The sequence below is a fragment of the Pandoraea pneumonica genome (genome assembly GCF_902459645.1).
Taxonomy (GTDB): Bacteria; Pseudomonadota; Gammaproteobacteria; order Burkholderiales; family Burkholderiaceae; genus Pandoraea; species Pandoraea pneumonica.
On the sequence record NZ_CABPSK010000001.1, the window covers coordinates 2,053,440 to 2,077,077 of the forward strand.

At 63.1% G+C, this 23,638-nt stretch carries 20 protein-coding genes; 4 read left to right on the forward strand and 16 right to left on the reverse strand.

Annotation, left to right across the window (positions count from 1 at the left end):
• Window positions 1-583 precede the first annotated feature (583 nt).
• The 4 genes from PPN31114_RS08975 to PPN31114_RS08990 form a co-directional block, all read right to left on the reverse strand.
• A complete protein-coding gene (locus PPN31114_RS08975) occupies window positions 584-2,206 on the reverse strand; it encodes a bifunctional aspartate transaminase/aspartate 4-decarboxylase (protein WP_150679033.1) in 1,623 nt (540 codons plus the stop codon).
• 104 nt (window positions 2,207-2,310) lie between these two features.
• Entirely contained in the window at window positions 2,311-3,996 is a 1,686-nt protein-coding gene (gene aspT, locus PPN31114_RS08980) for an aspartate-alanine antiporter (RefSeq protein WP_150679034.1), read from the reverse strand.
• Window positions 3,997-4,059: 63 nt separating this feature from the next.
• Window positions 4,060-5,748 (reverse strand): aspartate-alanine antiporter, encoded by a 1,689-nt coding sequence (gene aspT / locus PPN31114_RS08985; RefSeq protein WP_150679035.1) that lies wholly within the window; start codon window positions 5,746-5,748, stop codon window positions 4,060-4,062.
• 792 nt (window positions 5,749-6,540) lie between these two features.
• Window positions 6,541-6,909: a YXWGXW repeat-containing protein gene (locus PPN31114_RS08990; protein ID WP_174987814.1), complete on the reverse strand. Its 369-nt coding sequence runs from the start codon at window positions 6,907-6,909 to the stop codon at window positions 6,541-6,543.
• Between the two features lie 146 nt (window positions 6,910-7,055).
• On the opposite strand from PPN31114_RS08990, the gene PPN31114_RS08995 reads away from it, so the two are divergent.
• A complete protein-coding gene (locus tag PPN31114_RS08995) occupies window positions 7,056-8,396 on the forward strand; it encodes an MATE family efflux transporter (protein WP_150679037.1) in 1,341 nt (446 codons plus the stop codon).
• Here PPN31114_RS08995 and hisN read toward each other — a convergent pair.
• A complete protein-coding gene (gene hisN, locus PPN31114_RS09000; RefSeq protein ID WP_150679038.1) occupies window positions 8,384-9,199 on the reverse strand; it encodes a histidinol-phosphatase in 816 nt (271 codons plus the stop codon). The two genes, PPN31114_RS08995 and hisN, sit on opposite strands and share 13 nt — an antisense overlap.
• A gap of 232 nt (window positions 9,200-9,431) precedes the next feature.
• Between hisN and rarD the strand changes: the two genes are divergently transcribed.
• The 3 genes from rarD to PPN31114_RS09015 all read left to right on the forward strand — a co-directional run bounded on the left by rarD (window position 9,432) and on the right by PPN31114_RS09015 (window position 11,328).
• The gene (gene rarD, locus PPN31114_RS09005) at window positions 9,432-10,352 is read left to right on the forward strand and encodes an EamA family transporter RarD (protein WP_150679039.1); all 921 of its coding nucleotides are present in this window, start codon (window positions 9,432-9,434) and stop codon (window positions 10,350-10,352) included.
• A gap of 46 nt (window positions 10,353-10,398) precedes the next feature.
• Complete coding sequence (locus PPN31114_RS09010) at window positions 10,399-10,653, forward strand: lipoprotein (RefSeq protein WP_246182444.1); 255 nt, start codon at window positions 10,399-10,401, stop codon at window positions 10,651-10,653.
• A gap of 213 nt (window positions 10,654-10,866) precedes the next feature.
• Complete coding sequence (locus tag PPN31114_RS09015) at window positions 10,867-11,328, forward strand: universal stress protein (RefSeq protein WP_150679040.1); 462 nt, start codon at window positions 10,867-10,869, stop codon at window positions 11,326-11,328.
• Window positions 11,329-11,400: 72 nt separating this feature from the next.
• On the opposite strand, the gene PPN31114_RS09020 is transcribed toward PPN31114_RS09015, so the two are convergent.
• The 11 genes from PPN31114_RS09020 to gsiB all read right to left on the reverse strand — a co-directional run bounded on the left by PPN31114_RS09020 (window position 11,401) and on the right by gsiB (window position 23,632).
• Window positions 11,401-12,294 carry a carbohydrate ABC transporter permease gene (locus PPN31114_RS09020; RefSeq protein WP_246182445.1) on the reverse strand — a complete coding sequence of 298 codons (894 nt, stop codon included), beginning with the start codon at window positions 12,292-12,294 and terminating at the stop codon, window positions 11,401-11,403.
• Window positions 12,291-13,166 carry a carbohydrate ABC transporter permease gene (locus PPN31114_RS09025; protein ID WP_150679041.1) on the reverse strand — a complete coding sequence of 292 codons (876 nt, stop codon included), beginning with the start codon at window positions 13,164-13,166 and terminating at the stop codon, window positions 12,291-12,293. The genes PPN31114_RS09020 and PPN31114_RS09025 overlap by 4 nt, the downstream gene beginning before the upstream one ends.
• A 147-nt stretch (window positions 13,167-13,313) precedes the next feature.
• Window positions 13,314-14,627 carry an ABC transporter substrate-binding protein gene (locus PPN31114_RS09030; protein WP_150679042.1) on the reverse strand — a complete coding sequence of 438 codons (1,314 nt, stop codon included), beginning with the start codon at window positions 14,625-14,627 and terminating at the stop codon, window positions 13,314-13,316.
• 117 nt (window positions 14,628-14,744) lie between these two features.
• The gene (locus tag PPN31114_RS09035; RefSeq protein ID WP_150679043.1) at window positions 14,745-15,953 is read right to left on the reverse strand and encodes an ABC transporter ATP-binding protein; all 1,209 of its coding nucleotides are present in this window, start codon (window positions 15,951-15,953) and stop codon (window positions 14,745-14,747) included.
• Window positions 15,954-16,140: 187 nt separating this feature from the next.
• Window positions 16,141-17,010: an alpha/beta hydrolase gene (locus PPN31114_RS09040; protein ID WP_150679044.1), complete on the reverse strand. Its 870-nt coding sequence runs from the start codon at window positions 17,008-17,010 to the stop codon at window positions 16,141-16,143.
• Between the two features lie 2 nt (window positions 17,011-17,012).
• On the reverse strand, window positions 17,013-17,894 hold the full coding sequence (locus PPN31114_RS09045) for a DUF4118 domain-containing protein (RefSeq protein ID WP_150679045.1): 882 nt from the start codon (window positions 17,892-17,894) through the stop codon (window positions 17,013-17,015).
• A gap of 171 nt (window positions 17,895-18,065) precedes the next feature.
• Window positions 18,066-18,884 carry a M55 family metallopeptidase gene (locus PPN31114_RS09050; RefSeq protein ID WP_150679046.1) on the reverse strand — a complete coding sequence of 273 codons (819 nt, stop codon included), beginning with the start codon at window positions 18,882-18,884 and terminating at the stop codon, window positions 18,066-18,068.
• Window positions 18,885-18,956: 72 nt separating this feature from the next.
• A complete protein-coding gene (locus PPN31114_RS09055) occupies window positions 18,957-20,078 on the reverse strand; it encodes a DmpA family aminopeptidase (protein WP_150679047.1) in 1,122 nt (373 codons plus the stop codon).
• Between the two features lie 19 nt (window positions 20,079-20,097).
• On the reverse strand, window positions 20,098-21,003 hold the full coding sequence (gene gsiD, locus PPN31114_RS09060) for a glutathione ABC transporter permease GsiD (RefSeq protein ID WP_150679048.1): 906 nt from the start codon (window positions 21,001-21,003) through the stop codon (window positions 20,098-20,100).
• 10 nt (window positions 21,004-21,013) lie between these two features.
• Entirely contained in the window at window positions 21,014-21,934 is a 921-nt protein-coding gene (gene gsiC / locus PPN31114_RS09065; RefSeq protein WP_150679049.1) for a glutathione ABC transporter permease GsiC, read from the reverse strand.
• A gap of 138 nt (window positions 21,935-22,072) precedes the next feature.
• Window positions 22,073-23,632 carry a glutathione ABC transporter substrate-binding protein GsiB gene (gene gsiB, locus PPN31114_RS09070; RefSeq protein WP_150679050.1) on the reverse strand — a complete coding sequence of 520 codons (1,560 nt, stop codon included), beginning with the start codon at window positions 23,630-23,632 and terminating at the stop codon, window positions 22,073-22,075.
• Window positions 23,633-23,638: the final 6 nt, after the last annotated feature.

Consider the following 23,638-nt stretch of genomic DNA (forward strand, 5'->3'; position numbering starts at 1 on the left):
GCGATCCCACAAACCGTAGGACAGCGCATTCTGCTCAGTGAAACACGGTGGATTAGGATCCGAGAACAATGACTGTGCGTGAGCGCCCGGCGATGTGACGGCGTTGAGACACGCGACCATCGTCAAGCCACTGCGCACGACCGACTTTACCGACATTCGACACCCGAAGACCCACCCCCACGCGCGCGTCGATTCGCGAGCCTCGTGCGCCGCAAACGACATCGGGGGGTGTTTAGCGACAAGCGACCATTTTACGTCGATCGTATGACGCGCTGCCAGTCACATTCCTTGGGAACTCTTACACGGGTTTGACGCTCATATCGCGTGACTTCCCCTGTAGTGACTTCTGCCCGCCTCGTGCGGGCATTTTTATTGGCCCGCTTGCCCCTGTGACGTCAGCGTGAATTGGGCAAAAACGCCACAAAGATTTCACATCATAAAAAAAGCCCGGGAAGGTGGTTCCCGGGCAATGGTCGATCGCCATGGAGGGACGATCGAGGGGGGGACTGTCGGTGCCGCGCCGTGGTCAAACGCCACGACACAACACCGTTAGCATGGTGGGAAGGTTCGGAGGCCGAGCAGCTTACTTCTTCTTGCCACCCTTACCCGCACCCGAGCCACCCGCGAGATACCGTTCGTTGTACTCGTCCATGAGCTTGCGCACCGTATCGCCGATCTGGATGTAGTCCGGCTCGTTCAGGTTGGCGAGCGACACACGGCCCGACGGGTGCAACGTGCCGAAGCCACGGCCCGGCAGCAGCACCACGCCGCTTTCCTTGGCCAGACGGAACAGCACTTCCGACGGGTCGATGTTCTTCATGAACCAGTCGACGAAGCCCTTGCCGTAGATCTTCGTGCCCAGAACTTCCAGATCGAGAATGTTGTAGTAATCGACGGTGTTCGGGCCGGTCTCTTCGGTAATGCCGGCGGCGCGGTACATCACGGCCTTACGGCGGCGGATAATGCGCTTCACAGCGTGCTTATAGGCATCCGGCTCGTCCATCAGGCAGAACAGCGAGAAGAGCGCCATCTGCACCTGCTGCGGCGTCGACAACCCGGCCGTATGGTTCAGTGCCACGGCGCGGCTGTCGGCCACGAGGCGGTCGATGAACTTGAGCTTCTCGGGTTCCGTCGTGATCGACGAGTAACGTGCGTTCAACCCTTCACGCTGTGCCTTGGGCAGCTTGGCGATCTTGTCGTCGAACACGTTCTTCTCGTGCGTGGCGATCGCCCCCAGACGCCAGCCCGTCGCCCCGAAATACTTCGAGTACGAGTACACGAGAATCGTGTTGTACGGTGCGATGGCGAACAGCGAGCGGAAGTCGTCGGCAAACGTGCCGTACACGTCGTCGGTGAGAATGATCAGGTCCGGGCGCTTCTTGACGATGGCGGCCAGATGCTCGAGCGATGCGTCGTCGAGCTTGACCGACGGCGGGTTGCTCGGGTTCACGAGGAAGAACGCCTTGATCTTCGGATCGAGCAGCTTGTCGAGTTCCTTCTTCGAATACTGCCAGCCCAGTTCCGGATCGGCGTTCAGGTTCACTTCGTGAAGCTGATAGTCGGCCAGTTCCGGAATTTCGATATACGGCGTGAAGATCGGCATGCCGAGCGCGATGGTGTCGCCCGCTTGCAGCAGATGGTTGGTCTTGAGCGTGTTGAACAGATACGTCATCGCAGCCGTGCCGCCCTCGACCGCGAACAGGTCGAACGTGCCGGTGAACGGATGACGGCCGACCATCTCGCGGCGCAGGTACTTGGCCGCAATCTTCTCGGTGTTCTTCAGCATGCGATCCGGCACCGGGTAATTACAGCCCAGAATGCCGTGCACCATTTCCGTGAGGAAGTCCTCCACGTTCAGGCCCATCTGATCGCGGACATACGAGATGGCCTTCTCGAGGAATTTCACCCCGTCGGTGTGCTGGTTTTCGCGCGCAAAGTCTTGCCAGCGCGCTTCGATACCCTTGCCCGGGGGAATACCGCCGACGCCTTCGGGCATGTACGTGAACTGGCGCGCCGCTTCCGAGAGCGAGAACAGTCCCAACTGGAAGAAGCCGTGACGCGGTTCGAGCGCGAGAAAGTTCGGGTTGCCGCGCCCGGCATTGAGCATCGAGCGCTGTGCGCCATTCTCTTGCGCGAGTTCGATCAGCGTGTCCTTGAATTCGAACGGGCTGAGTTTGGCGAGTGCGTCGAGTTCCTTCGATTTCATAGCGTTATCTCCATGAACAACCAATTGCGATCAGACATTGACTGGCAATGACAAACGATCGGGCGAATCCATTCGCTGGCCGGGCCACATGGCCCGGTTCAGGTTTAAGCCAGCGACACCACAAGCGGTCCGAGCAGCGTGAGCAAGACGTTGGCGATGGCGTAGGTGATGGCGAACGGCACCGTCGGCACGTTGCTCTCGGCCTTGTCGAGAATCTCGCCGAAGGCCGGGTTGGCACTACGCGAGCCCGACAACGCCCCGGCCAGAATGGCCACGTTGTCGTAACGCAGCACATAGCGCCCGAAGAGGTACGTGAGTAGCAGCGGCACGATGGTGACGATCACCCCCGCGATAAAGATCGAGACCCCGCTTTGTTGCAGCGTCTGCCACGCCTGTGCGCCAGCCGAGAGCCCCACACAGGTGACGAATGTCGCCAGCCCCAACTCTTTGAGCAGCGAACTCGCCGCGAGCGGCATGGCGCCGAACGTCGGGTGCTTGCCGCGCAGCCAGCCGAAGACCAGCCCGGCGAGCAGTGCACCGCCACCGCTGCCCAGCGTGAGCGGAATGCCGCCGACCTTCACCACGATGTAGCCGATCAGCAAGCCCACCACGATGCCGATCCCCATATACACGTAGTCGGTCTTGACCGAATACGCCACCGGGTAACCGGCTTCCTTCGCGGCGCGCTGCACGTCGCTGTCGGCACCGTACAGCGTGACCACGTCGCCGTGGTACGCAATGGTGTCGTCGAGCACCGGCACGGGTTGCCCCATCCGCGTGATCTTGGCGATATACACACCGTGCTTGGTGTCGCGCTCGACACCGGCCTTGAGCTCGCCCAGCGTCTTGCCGTTCCCGCCCTTGCGCGCGAACACCACTTCTTGCAAGCGCAGCGGAATATCGAGATCGCGTGACGGCGGCTGTTCGTCGCCGAGCAGACGCCAGGCTTCGGTCGCGGCTTCGCGGCGGCCGATGAGCATCACGTCGTCGCCCGTCTCGAACACCAGATCGTCGGTCGCGATGATGATCTTGCCGTTACGGCGCAAGCGCTCGATGGTCACGCCGTCCGAGAGTTCTTTCTCGACGTCGACCACGCGTTTGCCTGCGCCCGTCGTCACCCGATAGACACGGCCCACCAGCGCGGGCAGCGAGTCGACCTGATCGGCGTTGAGCACCTGCTGACCGCCGGTCATCGCGAGTTCGGCCTTCTTCGCGTCTTCCTTGAGCGTGCGTCCCATGAGCTTGGGCACCAGCGAGGCGCACACGATGATCGCGCCGAGACTACCGAAGATGTACGTCACCGCGTAGCCGATAGCCACTTCCGATTGCAGGCGCTTGACCTCGTCGGCCGCCAGCCCCATGCGCGAGATAGCGTCACCGGCCGTGCCGATGATGGCCGACTGCGTGAGACCGCCACCGGCCACGCCAGCCGCCAGGCCTTTGTCGAAGCCGAAGATCTTGGCGCAAATCAGCACCGTGACCAGCCCCGATGCGGCGAGGAAGATGGCCATTGCAATTTCGCGCAGCGTTTTGCGCGATAGCGAGTTGAAGAACTGCGGGCCGCTTTCGTAACCCACGGCGTAGATGAACAGCGCGAACATGATGCTCTTGACGCCCGCGTCGACCGAGATACCGATCTGCGAGACGACCACAGCAACGAGCAGCGAGCCGCCCACACCGCCTAGCTGGAAGGAGCCGAACTTAATCGCCCCTAACGCGTAGCCGAGGGCGAGCGATAGAAAGATCGCCACCTCCGGCACATGGTTGAGAATGCTATGCACAAGATCCACGGCAAAACCTCCGTCAGGAAATGGGGGTAGGTCACGCGCGTACGGGGTGCGCGTGAACAAGTCCTAGTGCGAAAACTGATGAGCGACGAACACCACCGCCGGTCCCATCAGTGGCAACAACACGTTCGACAGGGCGTAGGTCACCGTGTACCCCACGACCGGCAACGCGCTGTCCGCCGTTTGAACCACTGCGCTGATCGCAGGCGTGCTGGCCTGCTGACCGGCGATGGCGCCGATCAAGACCGGGCCGTCGATGCGCAGCAACTTATGGCCGACCCAGAGTGAAACGAGGGCCGGAATGAGCGACACACAAATACCCACGACCGGCAGTGCCACCCCGTGTTCGCGAAGCAGCACGGCCGCCTGCGGCCCTGCGGAAAGCCCCACGCACACGACGAACACCGCCAGTCCCAGATCCTTGAGCAACTCGTACGCGGCCGGGGGGAACGTGCCCCACGTGGGCCGGCGCGAGAGCAGCCAACCGCTAGCAAGGCCGGTGAGCAATGCCCCACCGCCGCTGCCCAGCGTCATCGGCACACCGCCCATGCGTACCGACAAGTGACCGATGCAAAGGCCGAGAATCAGCGCGAGACCGACGAACACCAGACTCGTCTTGTTGCCGCGCGGCACTTCTTTACCCAGCACCGCTCCGGCGCGTTCGATGTCCTGCTCCAAGCCTTGCAACGTAATCACGTCGCCGCGTTGCAGCGCGATCTTGCCCAGCGACGGCAATTGCATGCCCATGCGCTTGACCGATTTCACGAACACACCGTGGCGCAACTCGACCGGTGCCTCGCGACGCAGGTCGGTGACCGTGCGGCCTTCGGCTTCCTTGTTCGTCATGACGAAGTCGCGCTCGACAAGCACGATTTCGTTCGTCTCGGTGCCCGCCACTTCGGGGCCGACCAGCGCATGCGCTTCGAGCATGGCGTCGCGCCGCCCGACCAACAGCAGTTCGTCGCCGACCTCGAACGCGAGCGCCTGCGCCACTGGAACAGCGGCCGTCGCGCGACGCACGCGCTCAACGGCGACGCGCCCTTCGAGGGCCGCTTCCAGTGCCGCAACGGTCAGCCCCGGATGGGCCACGCGATAGCTGCGACCGACGATGTCCGGCGCGGCGGGGGCACCCGATTCCGCGCCGTTTTCCTCCTCCATCTCGCGCTCCAGACGAGCGCTGTCCTGCTTGAGATCGATGCCAAGCAGACGCGGAGCGAGCAAGTTGGTGAACAGCACGATGGTGATGAGGCCGAACACGTAGGTCAGCGTGTAGGCCGTGACCACGTTGGCTTGCAGCGCCTTGAAATCGGCGGGGTCGAGGCCCAGCCGGTTGAGGGCTTCGATGGCCGTACCGACCATGGCCGACTCGGTCGCGGCACCTGCGGCCAGACCGCCCGCCGTGCCGGGATCGAGGCCGAGCACTTTAACGGCGATCATCACGATGCCGAAGACGAACACCACTTCGATGATCGACAGCACGCCGAAGCGCAGGCCACGCAGATTCAGGTTTTCGACGAACTGCGGCCCAGCGGAGAAGCCCATCGCGAAGATGAACAATGCGAACGCAAAGTCTTTGAGCGAGCCCTCGACCATGCAGCCGGTCTGCCCAACGAGCAACGCCACTAACAACGCGCCGCACACTCCGCCGAGCTGAATCGGACCGAGTTTGATGCGGCCAAGCAATTGGCCCAATACAACGCACACGAATACCGTGATCAACGGCACTGCATCAAACAGCGGAACTGAACACTGCATAAATGCTCCAGCCTCGTGTCACACAGTGGTGACGGGGCGTGCCGTGAAACATGGCACGAAAATGACATCAGCAGCGAATTAAACCGAATTGAAAATGCGCAAGCGGCAGCAACGGGCGGCCAAAGACAACGGGCAGCCCGATCGGAATGATCGGTTTTACGTTATGCGCCTGGGCGTACTTGCGCCCGGCGTGGATGTGGGGACAGGGAAAAGCAAAGTGACCAGAGCGGCACTCGGGCCGAAGCGTACGGTGTTCATAGCGGATCCCAAAACGTTGAGACAACCCGATAATCGATGACGCCCGCCTCCTCCCTCAGAAGCCCCAGGCGCTACACCATAAGCCGCATGAAACGTGCCTTAAACGCTCGTATACGATGTCTTCCATCAGAAAAACTCGTACTGCGAGTTATTTAAATTACGCTATCTGCGACTGTTCCGCATTTCGTGGTGACGCGGTGTCGGCATAGTGTTGTTCAACGTTCCGGGCGTGTCAATATGTTTTCCGTAGCGGCATGAGCTTATGCGCGTCAAGTCTGCATCGAATTAAATACATAGCATTCCTGACAAATTTCTAGAAAATCTTGCCAGCCCGTTGCCTGTATTGCGTTGAGGTGATTTGGCGGGAATGCGCAAAGCGCGCATCCGCATCAATGTGACATTTGCAATCGCAAATAATCGAAGGAAAAGATGAAAAACTTTCAAGTGCTGCGGCACGATGCCGCAGCACGTTAGCCTGCCGATATTGATAGCTAATAGTTTTAAGTGCTGAGCGGATTCCGCTTCGGAATCCGCTTATTTTGGCGCGCGAATTTCGTGAATCGTGCCCGGGCCCCAGCTCGTGGGTGCCCATTTGCCATCGCGCAGCGTCCACTCGTGCGAGGCGGTCTCTTCCCAATGCGGTGGCGTGTAACGCATGCCCGGCCGCTTGGTTTCCATATGCCCGTCGATCCAGTCATAACGACCGGCCGTCCACTGCCAATAACCGGGCACCCAGAACTGCGTGCCGGTGGCCGCGGGCGGGTTCTCATGGCGCGGCGGCGGCGGTCCGCGATCGACCGTCACATCGGCCAGCACGGGTAGGCTGGCCAAACACAGCGCGGCAGCGAGGGCACGCATGAGCATGCGTGCGGAAGACGAAGAGGACGGTGACGAGAACGACATGCGCAGTCTTGGAAGTCTTGGAATGGCGTGGAAAAGTGGGGCCATTGTACCGTCCGTGTCCAACGTATAATCAGCGCCATCCTAAATTCGCCGCCTCGTGCGGATTCCGACGGCACCGCCATGAACGGTGACCGCACTTCTCTTACATGAACCCTGCCCCTGCGAGCGTCGGTCACCGGCAACTCCTTCGTTTGGCGGTGCCCATTGTGCTCGCCAACCTCACTCAGCCCCTGCTGTCGGCCGTGGATACGGCGGTCGCGGGCCATCTGCCGGGCCCGGCCTATTTGGGCGGCGTCGCCCTCGGCGCACTGCTACTCAATCTGATCTTCTGGGGCTTCTCGTTTCTGCGCATGGGCACGACCGGCCTCGCCGCACAGGCCTTCGGGTCGCGCGACGCCGTCGCATTGCGCGACACCCTCTGCCGTGCGCTGGCGTTGGCGTTCTCGATCGGTGTCGTGCTGCTGTTGTTTCGCGCGCCGCTGGTGTCGCTCGGTGTGTCGTGGCTTGGCGGCAGCGAACAAGTGCAGGCGCTCGGGCGCGAGTACGCCGGTATTCGCATCCTTGCGGCACCGCTCGCCCTCGGCAATTACGTGGTGCTCGGCTATTTGCTGGCTTGCCAGCGCGTGCGGCAGGGCTTGATGGTGCAGGTGTTCATCAATGTGGTGAACATCGTCGCCGTACTCGTGTTCGTGCGCGGGCTGCACTGGGGCGTGGCAGGCATCGCCATCGCCACCGCGCTTGCCGATGTGCTGGGCTTCGCCCTCGGCGCATGGCTGTTGTGGCTGGCGCGCACGCCGGGGCTGCCCCCGCTGCGTTTGGCGGCACTGGTCGAACGCAGCGCCCTTTGGCGGCTGCTGCGGCTCAATCTCGACATCTTCCTGCGCACGTTATTCCTGCAACTGGCGTTCGCATGGTTTGCCCGCGTGGGGGCACGGCTTGGCGATACGACGCTGGCGGCCAATGCGCTGCTGCTCAACTTTCAGACGTTCATGGCGTATGGCCTCGACGGCTTCGCGCATGCGGCCGAAGCGCTGGTCGGCGCGTATGTCGGTGCGCGGCAACGCGAAGCGCTGCTGCATGCGATTCGCTTGTCGCTCGGCTGGGCGCTCGGCTGTGCGGTGGCGTTCGCACTCGTCTATGCGGTGGCGGGCGGCGCAATCATCGACACGCTGACGGACCAGCCCGCATTGCGGCTCACGGCGCGTGAATTTCTGCCGTGGGCGGTCATCTCGCCGATTGTCGCCGTGTGGTGTTTTCAGCTCGACGGGGTATTCATCGGCGCCACTCGCACGCGCGAGCTGCTGAGTTCGTCGCTGATCGGACTCGTCGTCTTTGGCGCCGTGATGCCGCTCACGCTGGGGGCGTGGGGCAATCACGGTCTTTGGCTTGCGCTGATGGCGTTTCTCGCCACGCGCGGTGTCGTGCTTGGTGTGCTGCTGCCGCGCATCTGGCGCGGCATGCCCCACGCCAATCTTCAGCGGCCCTGAATGCAGGCGAGCGCCGCAGCGTGCAACTCGGCGTTGGCAGCCGCTAGCACGCGGCCTTGCGATGCCAGCGTCAGCGGCTGGCCGTCCCAGTCGGTGATGATGCCACCCGCGGCCTCGATCACCGGCGCAACGGCCAGATAGTCGTACGTCTGCAAACCCGCTTCCATGACCAACTCGATGTGGCCGCTCGCGAGCAGCCCGTACGCGTAGCAATCTCCACCGAAGCGGCGGCGGCTCACCGCCTTCGTCAGCCGCTCGAATTGGGCGTATTCGGCAGCGTCGAAGATGTCGGGCGACGTGGCGTACACGGTCGCCTCGGCCAGCGACGTCACCGGGCTCGTGGCGCAGGGTTGACCGTCGAAACGCGCCTCGCGCAGACCGGCCACGGCATCGTTCACGCCGACCCAGCGCTCACCCGTCGCGGGAATGTCGATCACCCCGACCACGGGGCGGCCGTTGTGCAGCAACGCCAGCAAGGTGCCCCAAAGCGGATGGCCGGTAATAAAGCTGCGTGTGCCATCGATCGGATCGACCGACCAGACGTACTCCGCGTCAGGATTGAGCTTGCCGAACTCCTCGCCCCAGATGCCGTGCGCCGGATAGCGGGCGGCAATCTGCGCGCGGAGGGCCGTTTCCACTTCGCGGTCGGCAATCGTCACCGGGCTTTCGTCGGCCTTGTCATCCACGGCGAGGCGACGGCGGAACCAGCCGAGCGAAAGCGGCCGCACGGCATCGGCCAGCGTGGCGGCAAATGCGGCGTATTCGGTAACCGGGGTAGCCGGGGTAGCAGGTGCGGACGACATGCACGGATCTCCTTGAGAACGCAGCCCGCGAAGGCTGCAAAAAATGACAGGCACCGGTCCCATGCCGACGGCACGAGCGGGCAAAACAAGCGCCTCGCGATCATACAATCTGTTGATGACATCTCTCCGAATTCGGCCCCTACCCAGCGCAAATCGACACAAATTTGCTATGCTCGCGGCCTGACTTCCGGGGTTGCCCCGGCGCCCCCTCCCCCGCTCCCTCAGGATTCTCATGCTCTCCGGTCGCGGCGTGATGCTCTCGGTTTCGGCATCCGTCATGTTTGCCATGTTGCCTGCGCTTGTGTCGCAACTCACCCCGCTCTCGGGGCTGGACGTGTTCGCATGGCGCATCTTACTCACGCTGCCCGGTGCGCTGGTCATCGTGAGCGCGCTCAGGCGCTGGCCGGTGCTCAAGCACACGCTCGCGCACGTTTTGCACCGCCCCGCCGCCCTCGGCGCGCTGCTGGTGTGCGCGTTACTGCTGGGCGTGCAGCTCTGGTTGTTCGTTTGGGCACCGCTGCAACAGCGCATGCTCGACGCCTCGCTCGGGTACTTTTTGCTGCCGCTGACGATGGTGCTGGCCGGGCGCACCGTGTACAAGGAGCGCCTGACGCCCTTGCAAACGCTCGCGGTCGTTTTCGCCATCTTGGGCGTTGGCCACGAACTCTGGTCCACCCGCGCGCTGTCGTGGGTTACTGCGGTCATCATGTTCGGCTATCCGCCGTACTTCATGCTGCGTCGGCAACTGCGGCTCGACGCCCTGTGCGGCTTCGTGCTCGAAATGCTGATCATGGCGCCAGTGGCCGCCGTCTTGCTCTGGCAGGCATGGCCGCAAAACGCCATGGTTCTCAGCGAGCCCCGGTTCTGGCTGTGGCTGCCCGCGCTCGGGCTGCTCAGTGCCAGCGCACTGGCGACGACCTTCGGCGCGGCGCGCCTGCTGCCGATCGGGCTGTACGGCATTCTGGGCTATGTGGAACCGGTGCTGCTCTTCGCGGTGTCGCTCTTCGTGCTGGGCGAGCCGTTCACGGCGCAGGGTTTGTGGACTTATGTACCGATCTGGATCGGGGTCGCGCTCGTCGTTTTCGACAGCTTGCGCACCTTGCGGCGGCAGCGATTGAGCGCCCCCGATGGGGCGCCGGTGTCCGGCGCCTGAGGCGGCAGGCTATACTCCCGAGAGCCAGTTAGGTCAGATAAACACGATGAAAAAACTCGCCAAGATCGCCATGCTGTTGTCCTCGGGGACGCTCACACTCACCCTCTCCGCCTGCGGATCGTCCGCGCCGCTGTTCACACCGGACGGACGTCCGACCCAGCAGATTCAGTGCTCCGCCAGTTCCAGCGGCGACTGCGAACAGCGCGCCCTCACCCAATGCGCAGGCAAGCCGTACGACGTGCTCACGCGCGACACGAACGGCGGCGTCGCCAATCTCGTCATCGCCTGCCGGGCCAACTGATTCAACGGATTTGGCCCTCGGCGCGCTGCCAAACGCTCGATCGCGCTAACGCGCCCCCGCCGGCCCCGCACCTTGACGTGCGCGCGCCGGCGGTTGGCATTACGATGCGTTATTGCGTGCGGTCAATTCCCCCGCATCCGACTGGATGACTTTCAGTGCACGCGATGCGAGAATAAAACCATCCGAATCACCAGCCCTTAAGAGGACGCCATCATGTATGACCGTATTCTGGTATCGATCGACGGTAGTACTCCCTCCAATCGCGCCATCGACGAAGCCGTCAAACTCGTCGCCCTGAGCCAAGGCAAGATTCGTCTGATCTCTGTGGTCCCCTCCCTCGCCAACGCCTACGCTGCCGGTGCCTACAGCGGTTTCGTGCCGCTCGAGAGCCAGGAATCGTTCGAGAAGGAAACGAGCGAGATTCTCGCCACGGCACAAGCCGATCTGAAGAAGCGCGGCGTAGATGTCGAGACGAAAATGATCTCGCTTGACGCTGGCACCGACGAAATTGCCGATGCCGTGCTGCGTGAAGCGCAGGAATGGAATGCCGACGTGATCGTGCTGGGCACCCATGGCCGCCGCGGTATCAACCGCCTGCTGCTGGGCAGCGTGGCCGAAACGCTGCTGCGCATCACCACGCTGCCGGTGCTGCTCGTCAAAGCCGCCGATAAATAAGTCGGCACGGTAGCCACCGAGCAGTCATCAAAGACGGCACGCCATTGCGGCGTGCCGTTTTGCTTTGTGCGCTCAGCGAATGCCAGCGCGCATAAACGACTGCACAAACTGCCGCTGAAACAGCAGGAAGGCGATGAACAGCGGCGCCGCCGTCATCAGGGTGGCGGCAGTAATCAGCGACCAGTCGATGCCCTGATCGGTCGACGAGAACACTTGCAGCCCCACGGTAAGCGGACGCGTCTCGACCGAGTTGGTCACGATCAGCGGCCACAAGAAGTTGTTCCAGTGATGGCTAATCGACACCAGCGCATAGGCCACGTACACCGGACGCGCCAACGGCACATACACACGCCACAGCACTTGCCACGCATTCGCGCCTTCCACGCGCGCCGCGTCGTCAAGCTCCTTCGGCACAGTCTTGAATGCCTGACGCAGCAAGAAGATGCCGAACGCCGACGCGAAATACGGCAGCGCAATGCCGAGAATCGAATCGCGCAGTCCCATCCATGCAATCGTGCGGTAGTTCTCCACGATCAGCACGTCGGGCATCACCATCAGTTGCAACAGCACGATCATGAAGGCGACTTCGCTGCCACGGAACGTGAAGCGGGCGAACGCGTAGGCCGCGAGCGTGGCGAGCACCAATTGCGCCGCCAGAATGACCGTGACGAGCACAAACGTATTGATCAGATATCGGCCAAACGGCGCCGCCTGCCACGCATGCACGAAGTTATCAAGCGTGAGCGGTGCCGACAGCGAGAATCGCGTGGCATAGGCCGACGGGTGGAACGCGCTCCACAGCGCATAAAGCAACGGCAGCAGCCAGAGCAGGCCAAGCAGCCAAGCCCCAGCAATATCGACGAGGCGGGTGTCGCCCGTCGCAGAAAACGCGGGCAACACCGCACGCGGCGGCCGACCGTTGGCCGTGGAATCGAGAGGACGCAGAGGCTGGGCGGGAGTCGTCATTGGTAGTGCGTGCGCGAGTCGAGCAGACGGAATTTCACGAAGGCGACAATGGCCAGCAGTGTGAGCAACACCACTGTGAGCGCCGCCGCGTACGACGTGTCCCAGAAGCTGAACGCCACCTGATAGATGTAATACAGCAGCAGTTGCGTCGCGTTATCGGGCCCGCCGCGCGTCATCACCACAATGTGATCGACCAGCCGGAACGCGTTGATCACAGCATTGATCACGACAAACACCGTTGTCGGCATCAACAGCGGCCATTGCACGCGGCGGAAGAACTGCCAGCGCGATGCGCCTTCGAGCGCGGCGGCTTCCGCCAACGTCGGCGAGATTTGTTGCAGCGCCGCCAGATAAAAAATCATGAAGAACCCGGCTTCCTTCCAGATCGTCACGATCATCAGCGCGGGAAGTGCCGTGCCCGGTTGGCCGAGCCAGTTGTAATCGCTGCCGCCGAACGCTTGCGAAATCTGTGCGATCAGCCCGTATTGCGGCGTGTAGAAGAAGAGCCAGATGTTCGCCACGGCGATCATCGGCAAGATCGCCGGGGTGAAGTACGCAAGCCGCAACAGCGCGCGGCCCGGCACTTGGCGATGCACCCAAAGCGCCATGGCAATCGAGATCGCAATCGCCACCGGCACCGTCACCAGCGCAAACAGCACGTTGTTGCGCAACGCCTGCCAGAACACCGGGTCGTCGAGCAACAGTTGATAGTTCTCCGCCCCCACGTACACCGACGGCGCCCCTGCACGCGCGGTCGAAAAAAAGCTATGCCACAAGGTGGCCACCGCCGGGTAATGCGTGAAGGCGACGAGCAGCACCAGCGCCGGTAACAGCAGCAGCCAGGGCACCCAAGAGGAGGAAGTACGGTTCATCGACGATCCATCGATTCAGCACTCGGGACCGGACACCCCTGCACGTTGCAATTGCGATGTGCTGCCAGCGTGTCGCGGTCCCGCATTTTCAACAAAACAAATTGACGCTCAGTGCATCAGCCGTGCATTAGCGGGCATTAGCTGGCATTAGCGCGAGTAAGCACGCAAGATGCGGTCCGATTCACGCTGTGCGTCGTCGAGCGCCTGCTTCGGCGACTTCGTGCCCGTGAGCGCCGCTTGCAGCGCGTCGTTGAGTGCCTTGGTCACGCGTTGATTGTCGTGCGTCGAGAACTCGGCCACGCTGCTGCCAAGCTGATCGCGCGCCACGGCGGCGGCGGGCACCTTCTGCACGTATTGCTTCATCGCCGGGGTTTCCCACGCAGCCGGCGTCACTGCCACGTAGCCGGTGTCGATACCGAACTGCGCAGCACGCTCAGGCGTGGTGGCCCACTTGATGAAGGTCATCGCCGCCTGCTTCTCTTCCGGCGTGCTCTTCTTGAACACATAGAAGTTGCCGCCGCCGGTCGGGCTGCCGCCGCGCACCTTCGCGGGCATCTTGCCCACGCCGAACGGGAACGTGGCGTTGGTGCGAATGTTGGTCAGGTTGCCGGTGGTCGTGTAAATGATCGCGGCCTTCTTCTCGAGGAAGTCCTTCGGCGTGGTGCCCCACTCGATCGAGCCGGTCGGCATGGCCTTGTACTTTGTGGCGAGATCAACCCAGAACTGGAGCGATTCGACCGCTTGCGGCGCGTTCAGGAATGTCTTGTTGCCCGACGCGTTCATCAGCTCGATACCCGCCGGTGTCGTGAACGCCTGGAACAGCCAGTAGCCGAAGCCCGTCGACGGCACCTTGATACCCCATTGCGTCACGTTGCCCGACGCATCGCGCTTGGTGAGCTTCTGCGCATAGGCGGCGAGCTCTTCCCAGTTGGCGGGGGCACGGTCCGGATCGAGACCGGCTTCGCGGAACAGGTCCTTGTTCCAGTACATCACGATGGTCGAACGCTGGAACGGCACGCCCCACGTGTGGCCGTTGATGCGCGAGTTCATCATCAGCGCCGGGTAGAAACCGTCGAGCCACTGCTTGTCGGCCGCCGTGTTGGCGACGCTGTCGATCGGCACGACGGCGTCTTCGTCGATCAGCGTGAAGACGTCGGCAGCGGCGAGCACGGCCAGTTGCGGCGGCGTGCCTGCCTTGGCGGCGGTCAGGGCCTTCACCACGGAATCTTGATAGGTCCCGGCGTAGACCGGCTTGACCTTGATGTTCGGATGATCTTTCTCGAAGTCGGCGACCAGATCGTTAATGATCTTGGTCACCGGGCCGCCGACGGCCACCGGGTAGTAGAACGTCAGTTCGACCGGCTTTTGTTGCGCCATGGCCGGGTTGGCCATGGTGCCCATTGTGCCCATTGCCATCGCGGCCAGACTTGCCGCAAACGTTTTCAGAATCGTGCGTCGCATGTCGCTTGGTTCCCCATGAAAGCGTGGTGGTAAGACTCGTTGTTTTGTGGTGATCGTGAAATCGAGTGCTTGTCGGGCCGCTGTGACCGCTACCCGTTATGGCCTCGCGGGGCGCACTCAGGCGTGCTGTACGGCGTTGGCGGTCACAGCGGCCTGCGGCATCGGCGGCGGCACGCTCGTATCCAGCGACGTCGCGGCGTCCGCTCCATTCACCGCATGGGCTGCGTTGGCCGCATGGCCCAGTTCAAGCCCCTGCCCTGTCGACACGTCTGCGCGCAAGCCCGTCTCGGCATCGAACAGATGTTGCTCGGCAGCGTCCCATTGCAGGCCGATGGCGTCACCCGGCGCGAACGGACGGTGTCCGGGCACGCGCGTCGCGATCTCACCGGCCGCGCCCAACGTGCAGGCGACCAGCGTATCGGCCCCGAGATATTCGACCGCGCTCACCGTGGCGAGTACCGCGCCCACCGCCGTCGGCGGCACGGCGCAAACATGTTCCGGGCGCAGACCCAGCAGTGCGCTGTCGCGCATACCGGCCGAGGCGAGCGCCGGGCCGGTTTGTCCGGCGGGGACCAACGCCTCGCCATGACGTACCAGTTGCAGCAGTTGCATCGGCGGCGTGCCGATAAAGCTCGCGGCAAAGCGAGTGGCAGGCGCGGTATAGAGGGTTTGCGGCGCACCCGCTTGCTCGATGCGGCCGTCGCGCAGCAGCACGACCTGATCGGCCATGCTCATTGCTTCTGTTTGATCGTGCGTGACGTAGACCAACGTCATGCCGAGTTTCTGTTGCAGCGCGCGAATCTCGCGGCGCATTTCCTGACGCAGTTGCGCGTCGAGATTCGAGAGCGGCTCGTCCATCAGACACACCGACGTCTCGGCAATCACCGCGCGGCCCAGCGCCACACGTTGTTGCTGACCACCCGAGAGTTGCGACGGCTTGCGATCGAGATAAGGCGCGAGCCCGAGCAGATCGGCCACACGTGCAAGGCGTTGCGGATAGTCGCGGGCAGGTTCGCCACGTACGCGCAGGCCGAAGAGCAGGTTCTCGCGCACCGACAGATGCGGGAACAGCGCATACGACTGGAACACCATCGAGAGCTTGCGGCGTGCGGGCGGCAAGCCCGTCACATCGGTGCCGCCGAGCAAGATGCGCCCGGTGCTCGGTGTCTCGAGTCCGGCGATCATACGCAGCAGCGTCGATTTACCGCATCCGGACGGGCCGAGCAGCACCACCAGCGAGCCGGCCTCGGCCGAAAAACTCACATCGCGCAGGGCATATGCATCGCCCCACTGCTTACTAACGGATTCGATGACGAGCGAAGACATGGCCAGATATGCCGCAGCCCAAACGGGCGCCGGGGAATCGTAAAACCCCGACCATAACCGGCCATCGATGGCAGTTTGATGACATGTCACAACCCTAGTATTGCGAAGGATTAGACGCGCCGAGATATCAGGGAACCGGTCAGGTGACCGGATACCCTGTCATAAACAATGGGAAGAAAGGGGCGTGCTAAGCGGCCGCTTGACGGCGCTTTGCGCGCAGCAGCGCCTTGGAGATGATGCGCGTCTCGGACGACGCCGCACCGGTGCGACGTGCGACGGCTTCGCGGAAGAAGCGGCGCGTCTCGTCGGCGACGGTCTCGCGCTCGTTGTCCATCGTGAGGATGTGATAGCTCTCGCCGAGCAGGCACTTCTGTTTCACTTCGGACGACACACCGTTGTAGACGATGCGCGCGTTGTGCGGGCTCGACGTATCGTCGTCGACGGCGTGAATGATCAGGCAGTCGGCTGTCACGCGATCGAGCCGCTCACGCACATGCGCCGCGAGACGACGCGCGTGATACAGGTGCGCGAGCGGCAACGAGGCCGCGCCAATTTCCGACGCGTCGTGCTGCGACATCGACTTGGCCACGCGCGCCCGCAGCGCTTCGTTCTTCAGCCCGTACGGGGCCTTCTCGTGATAGCGATAGCGATTGCGAAACGGCGTATGGAAGACCAGATCGATGAGCGGGTAGTACCAAGGAATCGTCCAGCCGTCGTACACCAGCGTCACGGCCAGCAACGACAACGCCGTCACATCCGGTTCTTCCTGCGCCACAGCGAGGCTCAGCGTGGCACCGATGCACAGCCCGCACAGCGACACGGTCTCGTGCGTCTCGCGCAATTCGCGATACTTGGCCCGTGCAGCGGCCACCCACGAGCGCCAGTCGCTGCACGGCGCGCCGAGTCCGTATCCCTCGATATGCGGCACCGAGACGGTATAGCCCTCGCGGTGCAACGCCCGCGCGACGGGTCGCATTTCGAGCGGCGTGCTCGACAAGCCCGGCAACAGCAACACTGCGTGTTCGCCGCCTTTGTAGAAGATATTTTCTTGAAACATGGTCAGACTCCGCCCGAGACGACCGGCGTCTCGATGACTTCGCGTGCGTTAGCGGCGGGTGTGAGCGTATGCAACGGGGTGACCGGACGCACGGCCGGCCCCGAATGCAGACGCAGGATGACGTAGGTGCCGAGGTGCGCCTGGAAATACTGCAACTCGCAGGCGAACATTTCGTAGCCGCCATCGCGGCTCAGCATGCGCAGATTGTGTGCGCCGTGTTGCGGGCGTGGCGCTTCGGGATTGAAGAGCCCCGCCAAACGCTGCGCGTCTTCCGGATGCAGCAAGGCGCGCAGACCGTCGCGCTTCACGATTTCGGGCGTGACGCCCGTTGCCCGGCGGAAATGCTCGTCGATGAATTCGTAATGCGTGGTCGGGTTCGCCAGATAAAAGATCGTATCGAGATGCTTGGTCAGATACGTCATCAGCGCGTTGCCCAACTGCACCGAGTCGGACAGCACCATGCGCTCGTTCTCGGCACGCAGCAGCATTTCGTAGCGCGTCTGGGCGACTTCGGCAATGAGTTCGGCGCGGTATTGCGCGCGGCGCAGACGCTCGATGAGCACGACGGCCAGCGGCGTGACCGTGAGAAAGCCGGTGACGATCATCACGTCACGGCGATCGACCATCGCGATATCGCGAAACGGCGGCACGAAGAAGAAATCGAAGATCGGGATGCTGATGACCATCGCCATGAGCGCCGGGCCCAGGCCCCACACGAATTCGACGATGATGACCGCACAAGCGAAGAAGATACCCGGCATCGAGTGATCGAGCACCGGGTGCAGCAGGCTGCGAAAGAGAAACGCAGCAAATACCACCATCAATGCCCCGACATAGCGCTTGGCGCCGGGCTCCGCCCAACGTCGGGCGTTTCTGATATCCATGATTCCCCGTCGGTCATGGCCGACGCTCAACAATCCACAGGTGTAACGCGGCGGGCTCACCTGTTACAAAATATTACGGATTATCGCACGTCACCCAAAACGCGTCGGCTGTCCCAAACCCTAAGTCAGTCGCTTCTTAACAACAGTGGGGCGCCCCCGATGGCAGGTGCGCTACCGCAGCATCGACGACATCGCGGACAGGCAATTGAGCATGCGCACGGCGGCTTCGACGGTGGGGGCCGTAAATTGCAGCGTCACCCCGTCAACCCGCTCCAGCGTAGGCCATTGGCAGAACAGGTCGGCCAGCGCCGTGGTTTGCGCTTGCACGCGCACTTCCACCGGCACTTCGACCTGGTACGGATGCCATTTGCGCGGGTCGGCCAGCGCCTCTTTGGCCGCCTGCCGGATCAGGTCGCACGACTCGCGCGGGTTGAGGGTCATACCGCTGCCCTGCCCCCATGCGGCCTTGGTCTGCACGAAGCGCACGTGCGGGAAGATCAGTTGCGTCTCGTCGCAGAACACATCGTCGCCGCTGGCCATCACCACCGGCACGCCGCGCTCGCCCGCCAGTGCCCCGTACAGCCGGGCCTCGCTCGCTTCCTCGCCTGCCAGCCAGACGCGGGCGAACGCAAAGCTGTTGATCGTGTGCGCGAGAATGCCCGCGCTCTGGGCTTTGCCGTGATAGCCGACCATGAAAATGGCGTCGCAGCCCGCTTCCACCCCCGCCACCATGCCCAGATAACGCGGCTTACCGAGCACCAGACGGGCGCGCGGGTCGAGTTCGTCTGGCAGCAGATTTCGAAACCCGCCATGCGAGTCGTTGACCATCACTTCGGTCGCGCCGCCTTCGAACGCCCCCAGGACGGCGGCATTCGCCTCTTGGGTCATCCAACGGCGCGCACGCTCGTACTCGCCATTCCCGGCGCGGGTCTGTTCGGGATGGAAGACGCCGGCGACGCCCTCGATATCGGTGGAAATGAGGATTCGCATGATGTCAGAAAGGTTGATTTCGCGAGCCGTGGCTAATTGAGGCTTCGGGCAGCGGTAGACAGAAGCCGCGCCTCAGAGCGCCGCCCAGTCGGGCAGCACGTCAGCGAGGGCGCGACGCACGTGGCCGTTGCGCCCAAGCACCGATTCCGCAGCAAAGAGCGCATGCAGGATGGCCTGCTCGGTGGCGTCGGCTGTCGCTTGAAAAATGGGATCGAGTAAATGGTCGGGCACCAACGCTGCGGGCGCGACCCGCCCAAGCGCGTCGTGCGCCACGGTGTACCCGGTGGTAAAGGCCAGTGCGACATCGCCGCTGCCGTGCCCGTAGACGGACCCGGTACGCGCCAGTCCGGCGCCCGTGCGCGTCGCGACGCGGCGCAACTGGCGCGCGTCGAGCGGCGCATCGGTGGCGACCAGCATGATGATCGAGCCGCGCTCGGGAGCCACGCTCTGCTCCGGCTGCGCCAGACGTTCGTCTAGTACCGCGCCGACGTGGCGCCCGGCAATGGTCAACTGCGACGGGCGGCCGAAGTTGGACAGCACCATCACGCCGACGGTAAAGGTGGCACCGGCCGTCTCGACAACGCGCGACGCCGAGCCGATCCCGCCCTTCAGGCCGAAGCTCGACATGCCGCGCCCGGCGCCGACCGCCCCTTGTGCGAACTCGGCCGAGGCACTGGCCAGCGCCTGCGCATAGTGGTCTTCGGTCACCGCGAACGCCTGCATATCGTTCAGATAGCCGTCGTTGCACTCGAACACCGCCGGATTGAGCGACGGCGCGCCGCGCCCGATCGTCGGGTTCGCCTCGATGGCAGCACGTAACTGCCCGAGGACGACGTGGCTCACGGAAAAGGTGTTGGTCAGGGCAATGGGGGCTTCGATCACCCCCAGTTCGTCGATCTGCATCAGACCGACGCTCTTGCCGAAGCCGTTGATGACGGCCGCCGCGGCGGGAATCTTGGCGCGGAACGGGTCCCACGCGATGTCGGGCGCAGCACCGGGGGCGACGCCTGCGATCCCCTCGGCGGGCGTCGGGCAGACCACCGTCACACCGGTCTGAATCGCGCCCTCGGCGAGCGTGGCATGCCCGACGAACACGCCGGGCACATCGGTAATCGCATCGCGCGGGCCGGCCGGCAGAAGCCCGACGTACGGCGCGCCGAACGAGGTTTCGCGCGAGTCTGGCGTCTGCGTCATGACAAGCCCTGTCGAATGCTCAGTGTCGGTCGAGTTTCGGGTCGAGCGCGTCGCGCAGGCCGTCGCCGAGCAGGTTGAACGCGAGCACGGTCAAGAAGATGGCCAAGCTCGGGAAGATTGCGATGTGCGGTGCGTTGACCATGTCGGCACGCGCCTCGTTGAGCATGGCGCCCCACTCCGGCGTAGGCGGCTGTGCGCCCAAACCGAGGAACGACAGACTCGCAGCGGTGATGATCGACGTGCCGATACGCATCGAGAAGTACACCACAATCGACGACACCGTGCCCGGCAGAATGTGCCGCATGATGATCGTCCAGTCCGACGCGCCGATCGAGCGTGCCGCTTCGATGTACGTCATGTGCTTGAGCACGAGCGTGTTGCCGCGCACGAGCCGCGCGAATGCCGGAATCGAGAAGATGGCCACGGCGACAATCACGTTGACCATGCCGTTACCCAGCACCGCCACCACGCCGATGGCCAGCAAGATGCCCGGGAATGCGAACAGCACGTCGGAGATACGCATCACGATGCGGTCCCACCAGCCTTCGTAATACCCGGCAAGCAGCCCAAGCACCGTGCCGATGATCGCCCCGATGGCCACCGAGCCGAAGCCCGCCGCCAGCGAGATGCGTGTGCCGACCAGTACGCGGCTGAAGATGTCGCGGCCCAGCGAATCGACGCCGAACCAGTGTTTCGACGACGGGCCGGCGTTCAGCGCGTCGTAATCGAAGAAGTTCTCCGGATCGAACGGCACCAGGTGCGGCGCGAGAATCGCGATGATGACGAGCAGCAGCACGAAACCACCGGCGACGAGCGCGATGTGCTGCTTCTTGAACTTGCGCCAGAACTCGCGCCACGGAGTGCGCACGCGATTGGCGTTGGCCGCAGCGGCCGGGGTTGCAGTCGTAGGTTGACCCGCGTTCATTGTGCGTGCCTCACTTGTAGCGAATGGTCGGGTTGATGACGGCGTACAGCACGTCGACCACGAGGTTGATCAGAATGAACTCGAGCGAGAACAGCAGCACCAGCGCCTGAATCACGGGGTAGTCCCGCATCTCGACCGAATCGACCAGCAGGCGCCCAAGGCCCGGCCAGTTGAATACCACCTCGACGACGATCGAGCCGCCGAGCAGAAAACCGAATTGCAGCCCCATCATCGTGACGACGGGAATCATGGCGTTACGCAGCGCATGCTTGAACACCACGCGCATTTCGTTCAGGCCCTTCGCGCGCGCCGTGCGCACGAAGTCTTCATGCAGCACTTCGACGAATGCCGAACGGGTAAAGCGCGCCATCACGGCGGCCACGGCCGCGCCCAGCGTGATCGAGGGCAGGATGTAGCTCTTCCACGAATCGGCGCCCATGGTGGGCAGCCAGCCGAGTTGCACCGAGAACACTTGCATGAGCAGCATGCCCATGGCGAACGCCGGGAACGAGATGCCCGAGACCGCCAGCGTCATGCCCAGCCGGTCGGGCCAGCGATTGCGCCATACCGCCGACGCCACGCCAATGCCCATGCCGATCACCACCGACCAGATCATGCTGATCAGCGTGAGCCACAGCGTGGGCATGAAGCGACTGCCGATCTCTTCCGATACCGGTTGCTTGCTGCGCATCGACACGCCGAAATCGCCCCGCACGGCGTGCGAGATGAAGTGAGTGAATTGATACAGCAGCGGCTTGTCGAGGCCGAGATCCTGACGCACCAGCGCCACGGTCGCCTCGTCTGCCTGTGGACCGGCCGCCAGACGCGCCGGATCGCCCGGCAACATATGCACGAAGCCGAACACCAGCACCGCCACGATCAGTAGCGTGGGGATCAGGCCGAGCAGGCGTTTGAAAAAGTAATTGAGCATCGCAGTCTTGCCGAACGTCTTACCAAACCATGTCTGTCTCGCGGCTCTCGGTGGGCTTGCGCGCACCGGTTCGCCGGTTATGCCGCGCCGCCGCGACATGCGCGGCGGCGCGGGGTACTTCAAACCTGCAAGGCAGGCTTACTTCATCGAGATATCGGTGAAGTTGAACGAGCCGTCGGGCATGGTGTACACACCGCTCAGGTTCTTGTTACGTGAGTACAGCAGCTTTTCCGTCACGAGGAACGCCCACGGCGCATCGTTCCAGATCTTCTGTTGTGCATCGGTGTACAGCTTGGCCTTCTCGGCGCGGTCCGTCGTGAGCAGCGCCTTGTTGAAGTCGGCATCCACCGCATCGTTCTTGTAGTACGCCGTGTTGAACAGCTTCGGCGGGAACGATTCCGAGGACAGCAGCGGACGCAGCGCCCAGTCGGCTTCACCCGTCGACGACGACCAGCCCACGTAGTACATACGCACCGGGGCCTTGTCGGCGTCCGGGGCCGACTCGACCAGCTCGACACGCTGACCGGCTTCGAGCGCGCGCACTTGCGCCTTGATGCCGACCTGCGCCAATTGCTGCTGCACGAACTGGATCACCTTCTGCGCGGTGGTGAACGTGTACGCCGACCACAGGGTGGTCTCGAAACCGTTCGGGTAACCGGCTTCCTTGAGCAGTTCCTTCGCCTTGGCCGGGTTGTACGGCCACGGGCCGGTCTTCGTCGCGTAGTCCACGCCTTGCGGCACCACACCTTCTGCCGGCGTGGCGTAGCCCGAGAAGGCCACCTTCACCAGTGCTTCTTTGTTGATGGCGTAGTTGATGGCCTGACGCACACGCACGTCGTCGAACGGCTTTTGCTTCGTGTTGAAGCTCACGTAGCGCTGAATGATCGACGGGCCGGCGATCACGTCGACCTTGCCGCTTGCCTTCAGGCCGTCAGCCTGTTCGTAGGGCACCGGGAAAGCAAAGCCAGCTTCGCCGGTCTGCATCACGGCAGCGCGCGTGTTGTTGTCGACCACCGGCTTGAAGGTGATCGTGTCGACCTTCGGATAGCCCTTCTTCCAGTAGCCGTCGAACTTCTTCACCTTCACGTAATCGGTGCGGTTCCATTCGACGAACTCGAACGGGCCGGTGCCGACCGGGTGCGAGGCGATGTCCTTGCCGTACTTCTTGAGCGCTTCGGGCGAGATGATCACGGCCGACGGGTGAGCCAGCGTGTTGATGAACGGCGAGAACGGCTCTTTGAGCGTGAACTTCACCGTATGGGCATCGACCGCTTCCGTCTTGGCGATTTCCTTGTACAGGTTGTAGCGCTTGAGCTTGTTGTCCGGGTTCGTCACGCGGTCGAAGTTCGCCTTCACAGCGGCGGCATCGAAGGTCGTGCCGTCTTGGAACTTCACGCCCGACTTGAGCTTGATCGTGTAGACGAGGCCATCGGGCGAGACCGTGTAGCTATCGGCCAGCACGTTGATGAGCTTCATGTCCTTATCGAAGCCGAACATGCCTTCGTAGAACGACTTGGCGACGGCCTGCGACAGCGTGTCGTTGGCGTCGTAAGGATCCATCGTCGTGAAGGTCGATTGCACGGCCATCACGACATCCTTGGCGGCAAACGCCGGAGCTGCGCCGAGTACGGCGGACGCCACGGCGACGGACGCGAGCGCGGTTTTCCAACGAGCGCCCAGCAAAGCGGTTTTCGACATCTGGCT